Origin of the sequence: Allosphingosinicella sp. (genome assembly GCF_036403745.1) — a bacterium.
GTDB lineage: Bacteria > Pseudomonadota > Alphaproteobacteria > Sphingomonadales > Sphingomonadaceae > Allosphingosinicella.
This window is the reverse complement of sequence record NZ_DASWQI010000095.1, coordinates 99,917-116,461: the sequence shown is the minus strand read 5'-3', so window position 1 is coordinate 116,461 and position 16,545 is coordinate 99,917. Positions and strand designations below refer to the sequence as shown.

At 69.7% G+C, this 16,545-nt stretch carries 14 protein-coding genes; 7 read left to right on the top strand and 7 right to left on the bottom strand.

Going from position 1 to position 16,545, the window contains the following annotated elements; translation table 11 throughout:
• The first annotated feature begins 22 nt into the window (after window positions 1-22).
• The 3 genes from guaB to VGC56_RS18855 are packed head-to-tail and all read left to right on the top strand — an operon-like array spanning window position 23 to window position 3,218.
• Entirely contained in the window at window positions 23-1,480 is a 1,458-nt protein-coding gene (gene guaB, locus VGC56_RS18865) for an IMP dehydrogenase (RefSeq protein WP_464127380.1), read from the top strand.
• A 3-nt stretch (window positions 1,481-1,483) separates the two neighbouring features.
• Complete coding sequence (locus tag VGC56_RS18860) at window positions 1,484-2,668, top strand: RsmB/NOP family class I SAM-dependent RNA methyltransferase (protein WP_464127379.1); 1,185 nt, start codon at window positions 1,484-1,486, stop codon at window positions 2,666-2,668.
• Window positions 2,669-2,711: 43 nt separating this feature from the next.
• The gene (locus tag VGC56_RS18855) at window positions 2,712-3,218 is read left to right on the top strand and encodes a hypothetical protein (RefSeq protein ID WP_464127377.1); all 507 of its coding nucleotides are present in this window, start codon (window positions 2,712-2,714) and stop codon (window positions 3,216-3,218) included.
• 220 nt (window positions 3,219-3,438) lie between these two features.
• Here VGC56_RS18855 and rsmA read toward each other — a convergent pair whose 3' ends face one another.
• The 4 genes from rsmA to VGC56_RS18835 form a co-directional block, all read right to left on the bottom strand.
• A complete protein-coding gene (rsmA, locus tag VGC56_RS18850; protein ID WP_464127375.1) occupies window positions 3,439-4,239 on the bottom strand; it encodes a 16S rRNA (adenine(1518)-N(6)/adenine(1519)-N(6))-dimethyltransferase RsmA in 801 nt (266 codons plus the stop codon).
• A gap of 23 nt (window positions 4,240-4,262) precedes the next feature.
• The gene (gene pdxA, locus VGC56_RS18845; protein WP_464127374.1) at window positions 4,263-5,258 is read right to left on the bottom strand and encodes a 4-hydroxythreonine-4-phosphate dehydrogenase PdxA; all 996 of its coding nucleotides are present in this window, start codon (window positions 5,256-5,258) and stop codon (window positions 4,263-4,265) included.
• Between the two features lie 4 nt (window positions 5,259-5,262).
• On the bottom strand, window positions 5,263-6,678 hold the full coding sequence (locus VGC56_RS18840; protein ID WP_464127373.1) for a peptidylprolyl isomerase: 1,416 nt from the start codon (window positions 6,676-6,678) through the stop codon (window positions 5,263-5,265).
• Between the two features lie 70 nt (window positions 6,679-6,748).
• Window positions 6,749-9,100, bottom strand: coding sequence for an LPS-assembly protein LptD (locus VGC56_RS18835; RefSeq protein ID WP_464127372.1), 2,352 nt, complete (start codon window positions 9,098-9,100; stop codon window positions 6,749-6,751).
• Window positions 9,101-9,253: 153 nt separating this feature from the next.
• On the opposite strand from VGC56_RS18835, the gene VGC56_RS18830 reads away from it, so the two are divergent.
• The 3 genes from VGC56_RS18830 to ndk all read left to right on the top strand — a co-directional run bounded on the left by VGC56_RS18830 (window position 9,254) and on the right by ndk (window position 11,754).
• Window positions 9,254-10,732 carry a leucyl aminopeptidase gene (locus VGC56_RS18830; protein WP_464127370.1) on the top strand — a complete coding sequence of 493 codons (1,479 nt, stop codon included), beginning with the start codon at window positions 9,254-9,256 and terminating at the stop codon, window positions 10,730-10,732.
• Window positions 10,729-11,157 (top strand): DNA polymerase III subunit chi, encoded by a 429-nt coding sequence (locus tag VGC56_RS18825; RefSeq protein ID WP_464127367.1) that lies wholly within the window; start codon window positions 10,729-10,731, stop codon window positions 11,155-11,157. The genes VGC56_RS18830 and VGC56_RS18825 overlap by 4 nt, the downstream gene beginning before the upstream one ends.
• Before the next feature lie 174 nt (window positions 11,158-11,331).
• Window positions 11,332-11,754 carry a nucleoside-diphosphate kinase gene (gene ndk, locus VGC56_RS18820; protein ID WP_464127365.1) on the top strand — a complete coding sequence of 141 codons (423 nt, stop codon included), beginning with the start codon at window positions 11,332-11,334 and terminating at the stop codon, window positions 11,752-11,754.
• Window positions 11,755-11,771: 17 nt separating this feature from the next.
• On the opposite strand, the gene VGC56_RS18815 is transcribed toward ndk, so the two are convergent.
• Genes VGC56_RS18815 through purM form a run of 3 tightly spaced genes read right to left on the bottom strand, consistent with a single transcriptional unit; the run spans window position 11,772 to window position 15,256 of the window.
• Entirely contained in the window at window positions 11,772-13,568 is a 1,797-nt protein-coding gene (locus VGC56_RS18815) for an acyltransferase family protein (protein WP_464127363.1), read from the bottom strand.
• Window positions 13,555-14,169 carry a phosphoribosylglycinamide formyltransferase gene (purN, locus tag VGC56_RS18810; RefSeq protein WP_464127361.1) on the bottom strand — a complete coding sequence of 205 codons (615 nt, stop codon included), beginning with the start codon at window positions 14,167-14,169 and terminating at the stop codon, window positions 13,555-13,557. Before purN ends, VGC56_RS18815 begins: the two co-directional genes overlap by 14 nt.
• Complete coding sequence (gene purM, locus VGC56_RS18805; RefSeq protein WP_464127359.1) at window positions 14,162-15,256, bottom strand: phosphoribosylformylglycinamidine cyclo-ligase; 1,095 nt, start codon at window positions 15,254-15,256, stop codon at window positions 14,162-14,164. The genes purN and purM overlap by 8 nt, the downstream gene beginning before the upstream one ends.
• 61 nt (window positions 15,257-15,317) lie before the next feature.
• On the opposite strand from purM, the gene VGC56_RS18800 reads away from it, so the two are divergent.
• Window positions 15,318-16,544: a heavy-metal-associated domain-containing protein gene (locus VGC56_RS18800; RefSeq protein WP_464127357.1), complete on the top strand. Its 1,227-nt coding sequence runs from the start codon at window positions 15,318-15,320 to the stop codon at window positions 16,542-16,544.
• Window position 16,545 lies beyond the last annotated feature (1 nt).

Sequence of the window (16,545 nt, the reverse complement as noted above, 5' to 3'; positions counted from 1 at the left end):
CCGCAGCCAAGAGACACGATAGATGGAAATTCCGCTCGGCCTGACCTTCGACGACGTCCTGCTCACTCCGGCCGAATCATCGGTGCTGCCGAGCCAGGCGGACGTCCGCACGCGGATCACCAAGGAGATCGGGCTCAACATCCCGATCGTCTCCTCGGCCATGGACACGGTGACCGAGGCCGAGATGGCGATCGCCATGGCGCAACTCGGCGGGATCGGAGTCCTCCACCGCAACCTCGAAGTCGACGAGCAGGCGGCGGCGGTGCGCGCGGTGAAGCGGTTCGAGAGCGGCATGGTGGTCAATCCGATCACCGTCTCGCCCGACCAGACCCTCGCCGACGCGCTCGAGCTGATGGCCCGCCACCGCATCTCCGGCATCCCGGTCACCGAGCGGGACGGGCGCCTCGTCGGCATCCTCACCAACCGCGACGTCCGCTTCGCCGACAATCCCAGGCAGCGCGTCGCCGAGCTGATGACCAAGGACGACCTCGCCACCGTCGGCCCCGGCGTCACCCAGGAGGAGGCGCGGCGCGAGCTGCACCGCCGGCGGATCGAGAAGCTCATCGTCATCGACGACGCGCGGCGCTGCATCGGCCTCATCACCGTCAAGGACATCGAGAAGGCAGTGACCTACCCCAACGCCACCAAGGACAGCTCGGGCCGGCTGCGGGTGGCGGCGGCGACGACGGTCGGCGACAAGGGCTTCGAGCGGTCGGAGGCGCTGATCGACGCAGAATGCGATCTCATCGTCATCGATACCGCCCACGGCCACAATGCGGACGTCGCCGCGGCCGTCGAGCGGATCAAGAAGATCTCGAACGCCGTCCAGATCGTCGCCGGCAACGTCGCGACCGGCGAGGCGACTCGCGCGCTGATCGATGCGGGCGCCGATGCGGTGAAGGTCGGCATCGGGCCGGGCTCGATCTGCACGACTCGCATCGTCGCCGGGGTCGGCGTGCCGCAGCTGACCGCGATCCTCGATGCCGCCGAGGCGGCGCAGCGCACCAACACGCCGATCATCGCCGACGGCGGGCTCAGGACCAGCGGCGACATCGCCAAGGCGCTCGCAGCCGGCGCGTCCACCGTGATGGTCGGCTCGCTGCTCGCCGGGACGGAGGAGGCACCGGGCGAGACGTTCCTCTACCAGGGCCGGTCCTACAAGGCCTATCGCGGCATGGGTTCGGTGAGCGCCATGTCCCGCGGCTCGGCGGACCGTTATTTCCAGCACGACATCAAGGACCAGCTGAAGCTCGTCCCCGAGGGGATCGAGGGTCAGGTCGCCTACAAGGGCCATGCCCGCGACGTCATCCACCAGCTGGTCGGCGGCGTGAAGGCGGCGATGGGCTATACCGGCGCCGCCAGCCTCGATGAGCTGCGCGACAAGGCGCGGTTCGTGCGGATCACCAATGCGGGCCTCAGGGAAAGCCACGTCCACGACGTGTCGATCACCCGCGAGGCGCCCAATTATCCGACCCAATAAGCCATGACCCCCGCCGCGCGCGCCGGAGCGGCGATCGAGATATTGGACGAGGTGATCGCCGCCGCGCGGGGCGGCGGGGCGGCGGCCGACACCTTGATCTCCCGCTATTTCTCCACGCGCCGCTATGCCGGGTCGAAGGACCGGCGGGCGGTGCGCGAGCTGGTCTATCGCGCCGTCCGCGGCTGGGCGGAAGCGCCGCCCTCGGGGCGGGCAGCCTTGCTCGGCATCGCCTCCGGCGACCCCGATCTGCTCGCTTCGTTCGACGGGTCGGCCCATGCCCCGGCGCCGGCGCCGGAGGGGGAGGCGGTATCGCCGCCCGCCGAGGCGATGCCGAAGTGGCTGCAGCCGCGCCTCGACCCGCTCGTCGAACCTTCCGAATGGCCCGCCTTGATGGGCCGCGCCCCGCTCGACCTGCGCGTCAACCGGTTGCGGGGAACACGCGAGGAGGCGCTCGAGCGGCTCGCCAATGCCGAGCCGTCGCCCTTCTCGCCGGTCGGCGTCAGGCTCCCGGACGGCACCCGCGTCGAGGAGACCGAGGCGTGGCGCTCGGGCTTGATCGAGGTCCAGGACGAGGGAAGCCAGCTGCTCGCGCTCGCCTGCGGGGCGGCGGCGGACATGACCATCGTCGACCTCTGCGCCGGCGCCGGTGGCAAGACCCTCGCTTTGGCCGCCGAGATGGCCAACCGGGGGCGGCTCGTCGCCTCCGACACCGATCGTGGGCGCCTGTCGCGCATGCGCCCGCGGCTAGAGCGGGCGGGGGTGTCGATCGTCGAGCCGCGGCTGCTCGATCCGGGCAAGGAGCGGGCCGCGCTCGCCGAGCTTTCTGGGGTGGCGGACCTCGTTCTCGTCGACGCGCCCTGCTCGGGTACCGGCACGTGGCGGCGGAATCCGGAGCTGCGCTGGCGGCTGACGCCGGAGCGGCTGGCGCGGTTCGTCGCCGCGCAGGCTTATCTGCTCGAACTCGCATGGGAGCTCGTCCGGCCCGGCGGCATCCTCGTCTACGCCGTCTGTGCGCTCACGAGCGAAGAGGGGCGGGGGCAGGCGGAAGCGTTTGGCGGCCGTTCATCGGCGGTTCCGGAAATCGCCCCTATCCCCGGCGGACGCGCCGCCGGGCCGGGGCGCCTCCTCACCCCTGGCCATGACGGCACCGACGGCTTTTTCGTCGCCCGCTGGCGGAGGCCGTGCTAGAAAGTGCCAAGCCTTTCATTGGGCGCCGAATATGGAGATGTTGATGCGCCTCACCCCGATCGCAATGTCCGCGGCGGTCATCCTCGCGACCATGGGCAGCGCCGGCTCCGGCCAGCGCGCCGACGACCGGGTCGATCCGCGCTCCACCGCGCTCACCCAGCAGGGCATGGCCCTGGTCGGGCAGGGCCGCTGGCTCGAGGCGACGGACCAGTTCGAAAGCGCGCTCGCCGTCGATGCCCGCAACCGCCAGGCGTACATAGGCCTTGCCCGCGCGGCGCAGGGCGAGAAGCTGCCCGGCAAGGCGGTCAAATTCTATTATGAGGCGCTGCAGCTCGAGCCCAACGACATCGACGCGCTGACCGGCCAGGGTGAGGCTCTGGTCCAGCGCGGGGCCGTCGAGCGCGCCAAGACCAACCTCGCCCGCGTCCGCACGCTGTGCAAAGGCAATTGCCCCCAGGCCCAGACACTCGCCGCCGCCATCGCCAAGGGGCCGCCCACGGAAGTGCTCGCGGCGCAGAAGCCGGATGTGGGCGCGCCGAAGGCGGACTGACGCCGACCGAAGTAAAAGCCTCGGGTTCCTCTCTGCCTCCCTGCCGCCAAGCAGCGGGGAGGGGCACCACTGTAGGTAGTGGAGGGGTAACCTCGCTCCACCGCCGGCGTTTCGCGCGAGAACCTCTGATGCTGGGGCAGCTATCCCTCCACCACCTCCGGTGGTCCCCCTCCCCATCGGTCGATGAGCAGGCAGAAGGACGGCCTGAGCGGAACCCGAATTAGATGTGCGCCGACATCTCCCGCGCCACCGCGACGAACTCGTCCACCGACAGCGTCTCGGCGCGGCGGGAGGGGTCGATCCCCATTGCTTCCAGCGCCTCCAGGGCGCCGCTCAGGCCCTTGAGACTTTGCCGGAGCATCTTGCGGCGCTGCCCGAAGGCGGCGGCGGTGAGCGCCTCCAGCGTCGCCGCGCGGACGCCTGCGGGCGCGGGCTTCGGAACGATGTGGACGACGGCCGACATCACCTTGGGCGGCGGCACGAAGGCGGAGCGGTGGACCTTCATGGCAAGGCGCGGCACGCTCCGCCATTGGGCGAGGATGGCGAGGCGGCCGTAGGCGCTCGTGTCGGGCTGGGCGACGATGCGCTCGGCGACCTCCCGCTGGAACATCAAAGTCAGCGACGCCCACCAGGGCGGCCATTCCTCGCCGCCGAGCCAGCGGACGAGGAGAGCGGTGCCGACATTGTAGGGAAGGTTCGCTGCGACGTGGGCGCCGACGCCGGCTTCGGCAGCCTCGTCGATGCGGAGCGCGTCGCCCTGGATGACCCGGAGCCGCCCGTCGGCGGCCTCGGCGACCTCAGCCAGCGCGGGCAGGCAACGCGCGTCGCGCTCCACCGCCACCACCTCTGCACCGGTGCGAAGGAGGGCGCGGGTGAGGCCGCCCGGGCCCGGGCCGACTTCGTAGACGCGCTGCCCGGCCAGGTCTCCGGGGACGCGGGCGATGCGGTCGAGCAATTGCTCGTCGAGGAGGAAATTCTGGCCCAGCGCCTTGGACGCGCTGAGGCCGTGGCGCGCGATCACCTCCCGCAAAGGGGGTAGGGGCTTCACCCCCCGGCGACGCGCCGCGCGCAGTCGGCGGCCATGCGCAGCGCCGCGATCATCGCGCTGGGGTTGGCGAGGTCGCGGCCTGCAATGTCGAAGGCGGTGCCGTGGTCGGGCGAGGTGCGGACCAGCGGCAGACCGAGCGTGATGTTGACGCCCTCGTCGAAATGGAGGGTCTTGAGCGGCACCAGCGCCTGGTCGTGATAGAGGCACAAGGCGGCGTCGTAGCGGGCGCGGGCGCGGCCGTGAAACATCGTGTCGGGCGGGTGGGGGCCGGTGACCTCGGCATCTTCCTCGCGCAGGCGCTCGACGGCGGGCGCGACCATGTCGATCTCCTCGCGGCCCAGGGCGCCGTCCTCGCCGGCGTGCGGGTTAAGCCCGGCGACGGCGAGGCGCGGCCGCTCGATGCCGAACAGGCGGCGGAGCGCACGGATGACGGTGCGGCCCTTGACCACGATCAGTTCGGTGCTGAGCGCCGCGGGAACGTCCTTCAGCGCGATGTGGGTGGTGACGGGGACGGTGCGCAGGGTCGGGCCGGCAAGCATCATCGCCACCATTTCGCCGGCAATGCCGCAGCGTTCGGCGACGAATTCGGTCTGGCCCGGGTGGGTGAAGCCGACGGCGTAGAGCTGCGCCTTCGAGACCGGGCCGGTGACGAGGGCGGAGGCGACGCCGGAGCGGGCGAGGCCGACGGCGAGCTCCAGCGAATCGAGCGAGTTGCGCGCGCCTTCGAGCGTCGGCTGGCCCGGCCGCACCTCGCCGCCGCCGTCGATGCGGATGACGGGGAGCGCCTCGTGCCACGCCGCGGCCGCCGCGTCGGGATCGGAGACGATTTGGACTGGCCCCGGCCAGACCTGCTCGAACGCTTCCGGCGTGCCCACCGCGAAAAAGGGGGCCAGGCCGAGCTTCTGCCGCTCCTGCCACGCCTTGGCGATGGTCTCAGGCCCGATCCCCGCGGGATCGCCCATCGCCACCGCAAGCGGCCTCGGCAGCGTCACCGTCTCAGCGATAGTCGATGACGGCGTCGCGCCGCAGGTCGCGCAGGTAACGCCGCGCTCGCATGTTGACGCGCGCCTCCGTCAGCTGGTTGAACACCTGCTCGTAGGAGAGGTCGCCCTGCGCCGGCGGGTCGTCTCGGCCGCACAGGACCAGCACGCTGACCTTTTCGTTGACTGCGCCGAACGGCGCCGTCGCCTGGCCCACCTGGAGGCCGAGCAGGGTGGTCTGGAGCTGGCCGGGCAGTTCGCGCACCTTGACCTGGTCGTTGGTGACGATCTCCGCGCCGAGGCGCTGCGCGGCGGCATCGGCGCCGCCGCAGCCGCCCATCGCCTGGGTGGTGCGGACCAGTTCCTGGATCTTGGCGTCGATCGCCGGACGCGGCGCGCCGGCGGGGAAGCCGAGGCTGATCTGCTTGAGGCTCAAAGTCGCGTCGCGCGGATCGGCGGTCAGCACCTGGCGGCTGTCCTCGACCGCGATGATCGAATAGCCGCCGGGAATGGCGATCGGCTCGCTGACGCCGCCGACCGGCATCTGCTTGACGGCCGCCGCCAGCGGTTCGGGAAGCTGTTCGGCATGGACCCAGCCGAGCTCGCCGCCGGTCGCCGCCGTCGAGGCTTCGGAGAATTGGCGCGCATAGGCCTGGAAGGCGCCGCCGCCGCGCAGCTGCGCGAGGATGCGGTCGGCGTTGGCGCGGACGGTCGCCGCCGTCTCGGGCGTCGCCGACAGGAAGATCTCGGCGATCTTATATTCCTGGGTGCCCTTGGCGGCGTTCAGGCGGTTCATCACCTGCTTAACCTCGTCCTCGCTAACGTTGACGTAGGGCTCGATGCGGTTGCGCTGGAGGCGCGACCAGGCGATCTCGCCCCAGATGCGGCGCTTGACCGTCGTCGTCGAGGAGCCGTTGGCCTTGAGGATGGCGGTGAACTGCTGCGGGTTCATTTTGAAATTCTGGGCGTAGCGGCTGAAATATTGATTGATCTCGGCGTCGGTGACCTTGATCTTTTCCTGCTCGGCGGCCTGGATTTCCAGCGTCTCGTCGACGAGATCGCGCAGCACCTGCTCGCGGATCGCCGGAAGCTGCTCGGGCGGGAGCTGCGCGCCGCCATTGGCGATGACGAACAAAGCGAGGCGCTGGTCGACGTCGGTGCCGGTGATGACGGTGCCGTTGATGATCGCGGTCGCCTTGCGGACCGAGCCGGTGTCGGCAACGAACTGCGGGTTGCTGGGGAGGTGGAGGTTGCTCGCGCTCGGCCCGGGTGCGGCCGGACCGGCAGATGCCGCAGGGGTCGCGGCGACCGGCTTGGTGGCGGAACGGCGCACCGGCGCGGGCGCGCGCGTCTGCGGCGCCGCGGCTGCCGCCGCCGCGCAGGTGCCCGCGATCAGCATCGCCGCCCTCTGGAAAGTGCCGAGCTTCATCATTCCTCCAGTGAATTGAGGCCGCTACGATGGCCTCCGCTTGCTGAACCGCGGCTGACGCGGTCCGGCGAGGTTAACGTCCCAGGTTTTTCAGCGCCACCCTGATCAGGAAGGTGTTCCCCCGCTTGAAGGTGGTGCTGGTGTCATAGTCCCGCCGCCACGTCACCCCCAATTCGATGCACTCGTCGTCGTAGAAGATGCCGAGGCGGTGGCGGACCGGCTGGAAACCGTCCGACAGCGACAGCGGGTCCTCCTTCTTGCTGGTGAGGTCGATGGTGGTCGAGCCGAAGATCGACCAGTAGCGCAGGAACTTGATGCGGCCCGACAGGCGCAGCTCCTCGCGGTCGCGCAGATCCTCGATCGACTGGTCGATGTTGCGGCGCAGGTGAAGGTAGCCGATCGTCGCATAGGTCTGGCTGCCGCCGAACACGGCGTCGATCTCGTTGCGGCGGATGGCGAGATTGTCCTTGTCGAGCCGGAAGCGGTGGACGATGTCGATGACCCGGCCGATCTTGACCGTCGTCCGCCCGACGATGTCCGACAAGGGATCGGAGAGGCCAGTGCCCTGCGGGAGGATGCTGGTGCGGCTGTTGAGCCGGTAGCTCTGGCCGATCGTGGTGCGCACCGCGATGCCGGGCAGGTCGAGCGCATAGTCGAGGCCGTAGGTGATGCGGCTCGAATCCTCCCAGCGGTCGTAGCCGGGGAAGCGATTGAGGGCGAACAGGTTCGAATCCTCGAGATCCACCGAGCGGGCGTCCTCGTTGGGGATTTCGAGATTCTTGGTGGGCGGCGTGGCGACCAGCTGGACGCGCGGGGTGAGGAGCTGGGTGCCGCCGAACGCCTCGCCGACCAAAGGCCAGCGTATCTCGGCGGCGGCGGCGACGATGCCGCGTGTGTGCCAGCCGTCGGTGCCGCGGTAGATCGGCGTCACCGTCGCCGCCGCGTCGTCGGTATGGTAGACGTCGCCGCGCGCAAAGCCGGTCAAGATCAGCTCCTGGCCGAGGCCGGTGATGCTGCGATGCTCCCATAGCGCGGAGGCGAAGGCGCGCTGCGTGTCCTGCCCGGCGGTGCGGGTGATGGCGAGGCTGTTCGCCTGCAGCTGCACGACGCCGCCGACGAACGGGGCGGGGATCCGCCAACGCGCGTCGATGGCGGGAAGCGCGATCGGCTGCTGGCCCTGGGTGTCGGTGATGCGCAGCCCCTGGAACACCCAGCCGGCGATCGAGATGTAGCTGTCCTCGTCGATCCGCTCGGCATTGATCACCGAGCGGAGGCGGACGTCGCGCGAGATGTCGTAGCGGGCGAGGAAGGTGCGGTCGGTGACGTAGCGCAGCGCGGCGGTGACGCTCCAATAGGGGTCGAGCTGGAACTTGCCGTTGGCGTCCAGGTAGAAGCGCACGCGCTCGCTCGACGGCGGGGTGGTTGCGGTGACGATCAGCGGAACCGGCGTGCCGTAGGTGAGCCAGGCGCCGACCTGGAAGGCGCCGAGATGGTCGACCTCGCGGTAGTTCGCCTGCAGCATCGGCAGGACGCCGGTATAGACGTGCGGCGTCACCGTGAGGTCGCGATTGGGCGCGATGCGCAGGTAATAAGGGACGGCGATCTCGAGGCCGTTGCGGCTGTTATATTTGAAGTCGGGAACCAGGAAGCCGGAGCTCGAATGGCCGGCGCCGTCCGGGTGCGACAGGAAGGGCAGAGGGATGATCCGGTGCCCGAGGATGTCGAGCGAGGCGCCCTGGTAATAGATGCGGTGCTTGACCGGGTCCTGGAGGACCTTGACCGCCGTCACCTCCCAGGTCGGGTTCTTGGGGCAGCCCGACGGCTTCAGCACCGCGCAGGGCGTGTAGGCGGCGCGGTAGAGGGTGGTGTAGCCGTCCTTGCGCACCGCCTTCACCGCCGCGAGCCGGCCGCCGTCCTCGAGCACGAGGAGGAGGTTGTTGGCGACCGCATCCTTCATCGCGTTGGTGAGGACGACGTCGTCGCCGTAGAGGACATGGCCTTCGGGCGTCACCACCCGCACGTTGCCGAAGGCCCGCGCTTCATCGGTCTTCCGATTCCAGACCACGCGGTCGGCTTTGAGATTGTTGCCCTCGCTGTTCATCCGCACGTCGCCGACCGCGGTGACGAGATCGGCCTTCTCGTCATATTCGACGCGGTCCGAGGCGAAGGCGACTTCGCGCGTGTCCCCCTCGGCGGCACCTGCTGGGGCCGCCGCAGGGACAGTGGCCGGACCGTTGCTGCTCGACGGCGCCTTCTCGGGGCTGGTCGCCGGCGATTGCGCGCGCAGCGGGTCGGACGTCGGCGCATGGGCGGCGCCTTCCGCTTCCTGACTCGCCGGGCGCGCCTCGGTCTGCGCGGCGGCGGGCGCGGCGACGCCCATCAGCAGCGGGAGGGCGGTCAGGCAGATGAAATGGAGCTTCTTCACTATCCCGCCGAGAGGAGCCACGCGCGAGGCGGGCCTATCGCACCGCAAGAGCGCCGCCGCAACCTGATCCGGCTGCCCGAGAGCCTTTGCAACCCGCCGTGGCTGTGCCTAGAGGGTCGGAACCATTTTCGCGCCCGAGGAGCTTTCCAGCCCATGAACGTCCGCTTCGCTTCCGACCGCCCGACCGGCGCCTATGCGTTGGCGCTTCCCGTGCGCGGCGACGACCTCCTCACCGACCGCCTCGCGAGCCTCCCCGCCAGCGACCGCACCCTCGTCGCCCGCGCCGCAGAGAGTCAGCGCTTCGAGCGCGAGCTCGGCGCCGTCGCCGAGACCTTCGTGGCCGAGGGCGACGCGGTCCGGCGCCTGATCCTTGTCGGCCTGGGCTCCAGCCGCGACGAGGCGGCGCTGTGGGAGCGGGTCGGCGGCGCGCTCACCGCCAAGCTGCTGACGTCCGGCGAAACCCGGCTGGTCGTCGATCTGACCGGTCTCGACGTCTCCGCCGCCGACGCCGCCCGCCTCGCCTTCGCCGCCGCAGCGCGCAGCTGGCGCTACGACATCTACCGCACCAAGCAGCCCAAGAAGCAGAAGCCCACGCTGGAGGAGATCGTGGTCGTCGGCGCGGGCGAGGGCGCAGAGGGCGCGTGGGGCGATCAGCAGGCGCTGCTCGACGGCCTCTCCTTTACCCGTGAGCTTGTCACCGAGCCCGCCAACATCATCTACCCCGAGACCTTCGTCGAGCGCTGCCGCAAGCGGATGGAGCCGCTGGGCGTCGAGATCGAGGTGCTCGACGAGAAGCGCATGGCGGAGCTCGGCTTCGGCGCACTGCTCGGCGTCGGCCAGGGTTCGGTCCGCCCGCCGCGCCTGCTCGTCCTGAAGTGGAACGGCGGCGGTGAGGGCGGAAAGCCGGTCGCTCTGGTGGGCAAGGGCATCACCTTCGACACCGGCGGCATCTCGATCAAGCCGGCCGCCGGCATGGAATCGATGAAGTGGGACATGGGCGGCGCCGGCGCGGTGGCGGGCGCCATGGTCGCGCTCGCCTCCCGCAAGGCCAGGGCGAACATCGTCGCGGTCTGCGCGCTGGCCGAGAACATGCCCGACGGCAACGCCCAGCGTCCCGGCGACGTCGTTACCAGCCTTTCGGGCCAGACGATCGAGGTCATCAACACCGACGCGGAAGGGCGCCTCGTCCTCGGCGATGCGCTCACCTGGGTGCAGCGCGAGCACAAGCCCGAAGTGATCGTCGATCTCGCCACCTTGACCGGCGCGATGGTGATCTCGCTCGGCCACGAATATGCCGGCATCTTCTCGAACGACGACGGCCTCGCCGGCCAGCTGATCGCCGCCGGCACCGAGACCGGCGACCGGCTGTGGCGGATGCCGATGGGCGATGCCTACGATAAGCTGATCGAATCGCCGATCGCCGACATGAAGAATGTCGGGCCGCGGGAGGGCGGGTCGATCACCGCAGCGGTGTTCCTCCAGCGCTTCATCGAGAGCGGCGTCGCATGGGCGCATCTCGACATTGCTGGCATGGCCTGGTCGGACAAGGCGGCGAGCCTCTACGATAAGGGCGCGACCGGGTTCGGCGTGGCCCTGCTCGACCGTTTCGTGGCGGCGAACTTCGAGCGTTGATCGTCGATTTCTACCACCTCACGGCCGCCCCGCTCGAGCGAGTCCTTCCTGCGATAGCGGAGAAGGTTCTCGCGAGCGGCGGACGGCTGCTGGTGGTGGTGGACGAGGGGCAGCTCCCGCGCCTCGACGAGCAGCTCTGGACCTTCGCCAAGGATTCCTTCCTCCCGCACGGCCGCGTCAATCCGGAGGCGCAGCCGATCCTGCTCTCAGCGGATCCGGTAGCGGCGAACGGCGCGACGAATATCGCGCTGGCGGACGGCACATGGCGCGACGAGGCGCTGACCTTCGCACGCACCTTCTACTTCTTCGACGCCGGGCGTCTGGATGGGGCGCGCGCCGCCTGGCGCAACCTCAAGGGCAATCCCGACGCCGAAGCGCGGTACTGGAAGCAGGACGAGCGCGGTAAATGGGTGCAGGGCCCGTAGCGCCGCATTGTCATCCCGGCGAAAGCCCGAATCTCGTGGAGACCCGCTGTGTCTTTCCTCCGGGAGATCCCGGCTTCGCCGGTATGACGGGGTCCGCCTTAGCCTTGCGCCCCGCGGCCCCGGCCCCTAGAGACCGCGCCAATTCCTCACCCGATACTGGAGCTTTGACCGGCCATGGCGACCGAACGCACCTTCTCGATCATCAAGCCCGACGCGACCCGCCGCAATTTGACCGGCGCCATCACCAAGATGCTCGAGGATGCCGGCCTTCGCGTCGTCGCCTCGCGCCGCATCCGCATGTCGCGGGAGCAGGCCGAGGGCTTTTACGGCGTCCACCGCGAGCGGCCGTTCTTCAACGACCTGGTGTCCTTCATGACCTCAGGCCCCGTCGTGGTGCAGGTCCTCGAGGGCGAGAATGCGGTGGCGAAGAACCGCGAAGTGATGGGCGCGACCAACCCGGCCAATGCCGACGAGGGCACGATCCGCAAGGTTCACGCCGAGTCGATCGAGGCGAACAGCGTCCACGGCTCCGATAGCGCCGAGAATGCGGCGATCGAGATCGACTTTTTCTTCAAGCCCGAAGAGATCGTCGGCTGACGCGCTGCGTCGCCCGGTTACGTATCCGGGTGGCGCGCCAGCCATAAGGCGTCGACGCGCGCCTGCGCTTCGGCCGGTTTGACGCGGCCGATCAGTGCCAGCCCACGCAGCTCGATGTTGGTGCCGCCGAACAGGCCCCCGCCGCTGCGCTTGTAGCCGACGTCGTAAAGGGCGGCGTCGGTGACCGCGGTGCCGCCGGAGACGAAGCGGGTGGTGATGGCGATCGGCATGCGAGCGTCGCCCGGCGCCTTGGCTTTCTCGTCGGCCGATTTGACCGCCTGCTTCACCCACTCCGCCTCGATCCGCGCCTCGGTCGTGTCGATGGCGCCGACGCCGAGGGTGGCGGGGAAGAGGATGGTCTGGCCCTGGATCGCCTGCTCGCCATTGTGGGGCGAAAGGTCCAGCCGGCGGCCTTCCCCGTGCGCCTTGAGGATGAGGAGGCGCGACACGGTCGACTGCTTCGCTTTCTCCGCCGCGCGCTCCTCCTCGTTCGACTTACGCTCGGAATAGCCGTTCCACAGCGCCAGCGCCGAGATGACCACGCCGATCACCGCGAGGATCTCGCCGATATTGATCCAGCGCCGCCGGATCGCCGCCGCCTCCTTGCGCTCGGCTGCGGTCGGTTCCGGGTCGTTCAGTGCGGCTTCCTCCGAAATGATATTGGCGCCACGCGCGATCGGGCTGCGCGAGGGTCCCTCCAGACGGTCCCGCAGCCGCAGGAACGGCCGCTCGACCGCCCAGTAGAGCACCGCGCTGGCCGCGAGGGCCGCAGCCAGCGCAAGGGCGAGGCGAGCGTAGCCGGTCGCTCCGAGCAGCGGCGCCAGCCACGTTGCGACGGCGTGATAGGCGAGCTTCTGAGTCAGATAGAGGCTGTAGGCGCCGGTCGCCAGCGCCGCGGCGCCAGGGAAGCGGTAGCGGCCGATCAGGGCGCGATCGGTGCTCGCCGCTGCGACGATGAGGGCGATGCCGACGGAGAGCAGGGGAAAACCCAAAGCCGCCCCGCCGAGTCCCGCGATCTGGCTGCCGAACAGCAGCATCGACCCGGCGATCCCGGCTAGGCCGAGGGCGAGAAGCAGGTTCGGTCGCTCAACGATCCGTTCCCACTGGCTCGGGCGGAAAATCTTGAGCGACGCGATGGCGATGCCGGCGAGGAGGCCGTCGAGGCGGCTCCAGGTGGGGTAGTAGATGAGCGTCATGTACGGCCGCCACTGGGGCGGCGAGGTGGGATCGAAGGGGATTGTCGCCACGTCGCGGAGCCAGAGCCAGCTGCGCAGCGTCACCCCGAGGAGGACGAGCGCCGCGATCACCGACACCGTCTTGCCGGCCGATGGGCGCAGCGCGAGGAGGGCGACGGCGGCGGGGAAGACAAGGTAGAATTGCTCCTCCACGCACAGCGACCAAACATGGGAAAAGGCCTTCGCGCCGGTCGGCTCGAACAGCAGATTCTCCGTGAAGGTGGCGAATTGCCAGAAGGGCTGGATGTCCGGCCATTCGCGGGCGGCGGGGAGGAGGAAGTAGAGCGCCAGCACGGCGACGAAAGCGGGGAGGGTCCTCAGCGCCCGGCGGGCAAAGAAGCGGCGATAGTCCGGTCTCGCCCCTTTGGCCCAGGGCTTTAGCAGCTGGCTGGCGATGAGGAAGCCGCTCAGCACGAAGAACAGGTCGACGCCCATCCAGCCGAACAGGATGAGCGTGTGGTCCGGCTCAGGCACCAGATCGAGGTTCATCGCATGGTAGATCATCACCCAGGCGATGGCGGCGGCGCGGACGATGTCGAGGCCGTGGACCCGCGGCGCGCGGCGCTCAGGCGCCACCATCGGCGCCCTCGACGATCGGGGGGCGCCGGATGCGCGCGCAGAAGTAATCGAGCGTGGCGGGGTAGAGCTTGTGCTCCTCTTCGAGCACGCGCGCGGCGAGGGTTTCCGGCGTGTCGCGGGGGCGAATGCGGACTTCGGCGCGGCCGAGGACGGGGCCGTCGTCCAGCGCCTCGGTGACGATATGGACCGAGCAGCCGGCGACGAGATCGCCCGCTTCGATGGCGCGGCGGTGGGTATCGAGGCCTTTATGGGCCGGGAGGAGGGACGGGTGGATGTTGAGGATCCGCCCCTCCCACGCGTGGATGAACTCGGGCGAGAGGAGGCGCATGTAGCCCGCCAGCGCCACCACCTCAACGCGGTGGCGGCGCAGCTCGGCGTCCAGGACGCAGTCGAAGGCGGCGCGGTCCATGCCCCTGTGGCTCTGCGCCCAGGTCGGGATGGCGAGGCGGCGGGCGGCGACGAGGCCGCGCGCTTCGGGAACGTTCGAGGCGGCGAGGACGAGGTCGTAGGCTCGCGGCTCGCGGCGCTTATATTCCGACAGAGCGACCATGTTGGTGCCGCGCCCCGACAGGAGCACGCCGACCCGCACGCGCTCAGCCATAATGGGTGCCGCTCCACTCTGCGCGCGCGGACCAGGTGCCGCCGGAGCCTGAGACCGTGCAGCCTTTATCGCCGGGCTCTATCGAACCGATCTGGAAGACAGCTTCACCGGCAGTCTCAAGCGCTTGCGTGATGTCATTCACATCCTCCGGCGAGACGATCACTGCCATGCCGACGCCGCAGTTGAAGGTTCGCGCCATCTCCTCCGGCTCGATATGTCCCTGGGCCTGCAGGAAGGCCATCAGCCGCGGCTGCGGCCAGGCATCGGCATCGACATTAGCGTGGAGGCCGTCCGGCAGCACCCGGGGGATGTTCTCCAGAAGCCCGCCGCCGGTGATGTGCGCCATCGCCTTGACCTTGCCGCCGCGCACCAGCGGCAGGAGCGACTTCACGTAGATGCGGGTGGGGGCGAGCAAAGCCTCGATGAGGAGCCGCTCCTGGTCGAACAAAGCCGGCCGGTCGAGCTTCCAGCCCTTGTCGGCGGCGAGGCGGCGGACGAGCGAAAAGCCGTTCGAATGGACGCCCGACGAGGCGAGGCCGAGGATGACATCGCCCGCCGCCACCCCGCCGCCGGTCAGCGCCTCGTCACGCTCGACGGCGCCGACGCAGAAGCCGGCAAGGTCGTAATCGCCTTGCGCATACATGCCCGGCATCTCCGCCGTCTCGCCGCCGATTAGCGCGCAGCCTGCCTCCCGGCACCCCTCGGCGATGGACGCGATCACCCGCTCGGCGACGCCAGCCTCCAATTTGCCGGTGGCGAAATAGTCGAGGAAGAACAGGGGCTCGGCGCCCTGGACGATGAGATCGTTGACGCACATCGCGACGAGATCGATGCCGACGCCGTCGTGGCGGCCGCTGTCGATGGCGAGCTTCAGCTTGGTGCCGACGCCGTCGTTTGCCGCGACGAGCAGCGGGTCCCGATAGCCCGCGGCCTTCAAGTCGAAGAAGCCCCCGAATCCGCCTAGGGCGGCATCGGCGCCGGGCCGTGCGGTGGCCCTGGCGAGCGGCGCGATCGCCTTCACCAGGGCGTTGCCGGCCGCGATCGACACGCCCGCTTTGGCATAGGTGTAGCTTTCGCCTTCGCTCATGGCCGATGCGCTAGCCACATCCCGCTTGGATTTCCACGCTCAACTCGCCAAAAGGCGCAGCGTGACGCTTCCCCGCAGAATTCCGTACCTCGCCGCGATCGCCGCCCTCTGCCTGACCGCCGGCGGATCCAATGCGCAACTCGAAGGCTCGGACCGCGGCATTCCCCCCATCGACAGCGCCAGCACCTTCGAGGTGACCGGTATCGAGGTCGACACGACCGGCCCGACTGCCCAGAAGGCGCGCGAGGAAGGCTGGCGCGAGGCGCAGCGGCGCGGCTGGCGGGCTTTGTGGGCCAAGACCAACGGCCGCCCCATCGGCGAAGCGCCCAACCTTCCCGACGGCAGCCTCGACAATATGGTCGCCGGTATCGTCGTCGAGCAGGAGCAGATCGGCCCCCGCCGCTATATCGCGACATTGGGCGTGCTGTTCGACCGCGCCCGCACCGGCGAGCTGCTCGGCGTCGGCGGCGTCGTCCGCCGCTCCGCGCCCTTGCTGGTCATTCCGGTGATGCTCACCGGCGGCAGCTTCACCACCTTCGAATATAAGAATCCCTGGCAATGGGCCTGGGCCCGCTTCCGCACCGGCAACACGCCGGTCGATTATGTCCGGCCGACCGGATCGGGCATCGATCCCCTGCTGCTCAACCAGATGCAGACGAAGCGGCCCGGCCGTGCGTGGTGGCGGATGCTGCTCGATCAGTATGGCGCCGCCGACGTCGTCATGCCGGAAGTGCGGCTGCAGCGGCTGTTCCCCGGCGGACCGGCGATCGGCACGTTCATCGCCCGCTTCGGTCCCGACAATAGGGTGCTCGGCTCCTTCACCTTGCGGGTCGAGAACAGCGCCGCCATCCCGCGCCTCCTCGACGAAGGGGTGCGCCGCCTCGACGAGATCTATGCGCAGGCCCTGGCCGGCGGCGCGCTGCGCCCGGACCCGACCTTGATCGTCCAGCGGCCGCCCGAAGTCGAGGCGATCGAGGAGCAGGCGCCGGCCGCGACCACGCAGACGCCGGCGGCGCCGACGCAGCAGCCGAGCGGCGCGGCGACCAGCATCAGCATCCAGGTTTCGACTCCGGATGCCGGTGCGGTCTCGCGGGCCGAGCTCGCCGTCAGCCGCGTGCCCGGCGTCACCTCCGCCATCACCACCAGCCTCGCCTTGGGCGGAACCTCGGTGATCCGCGTGACCTATACCGGCGATTCGGCGGCCCTTGCCGCCGCCTTGCAGGGGCAGGGATGGGCGGTGAGCGGCTCGGGCGCGTCGCTGCACATCTCGAGGGGCGGGGGCGATTGAG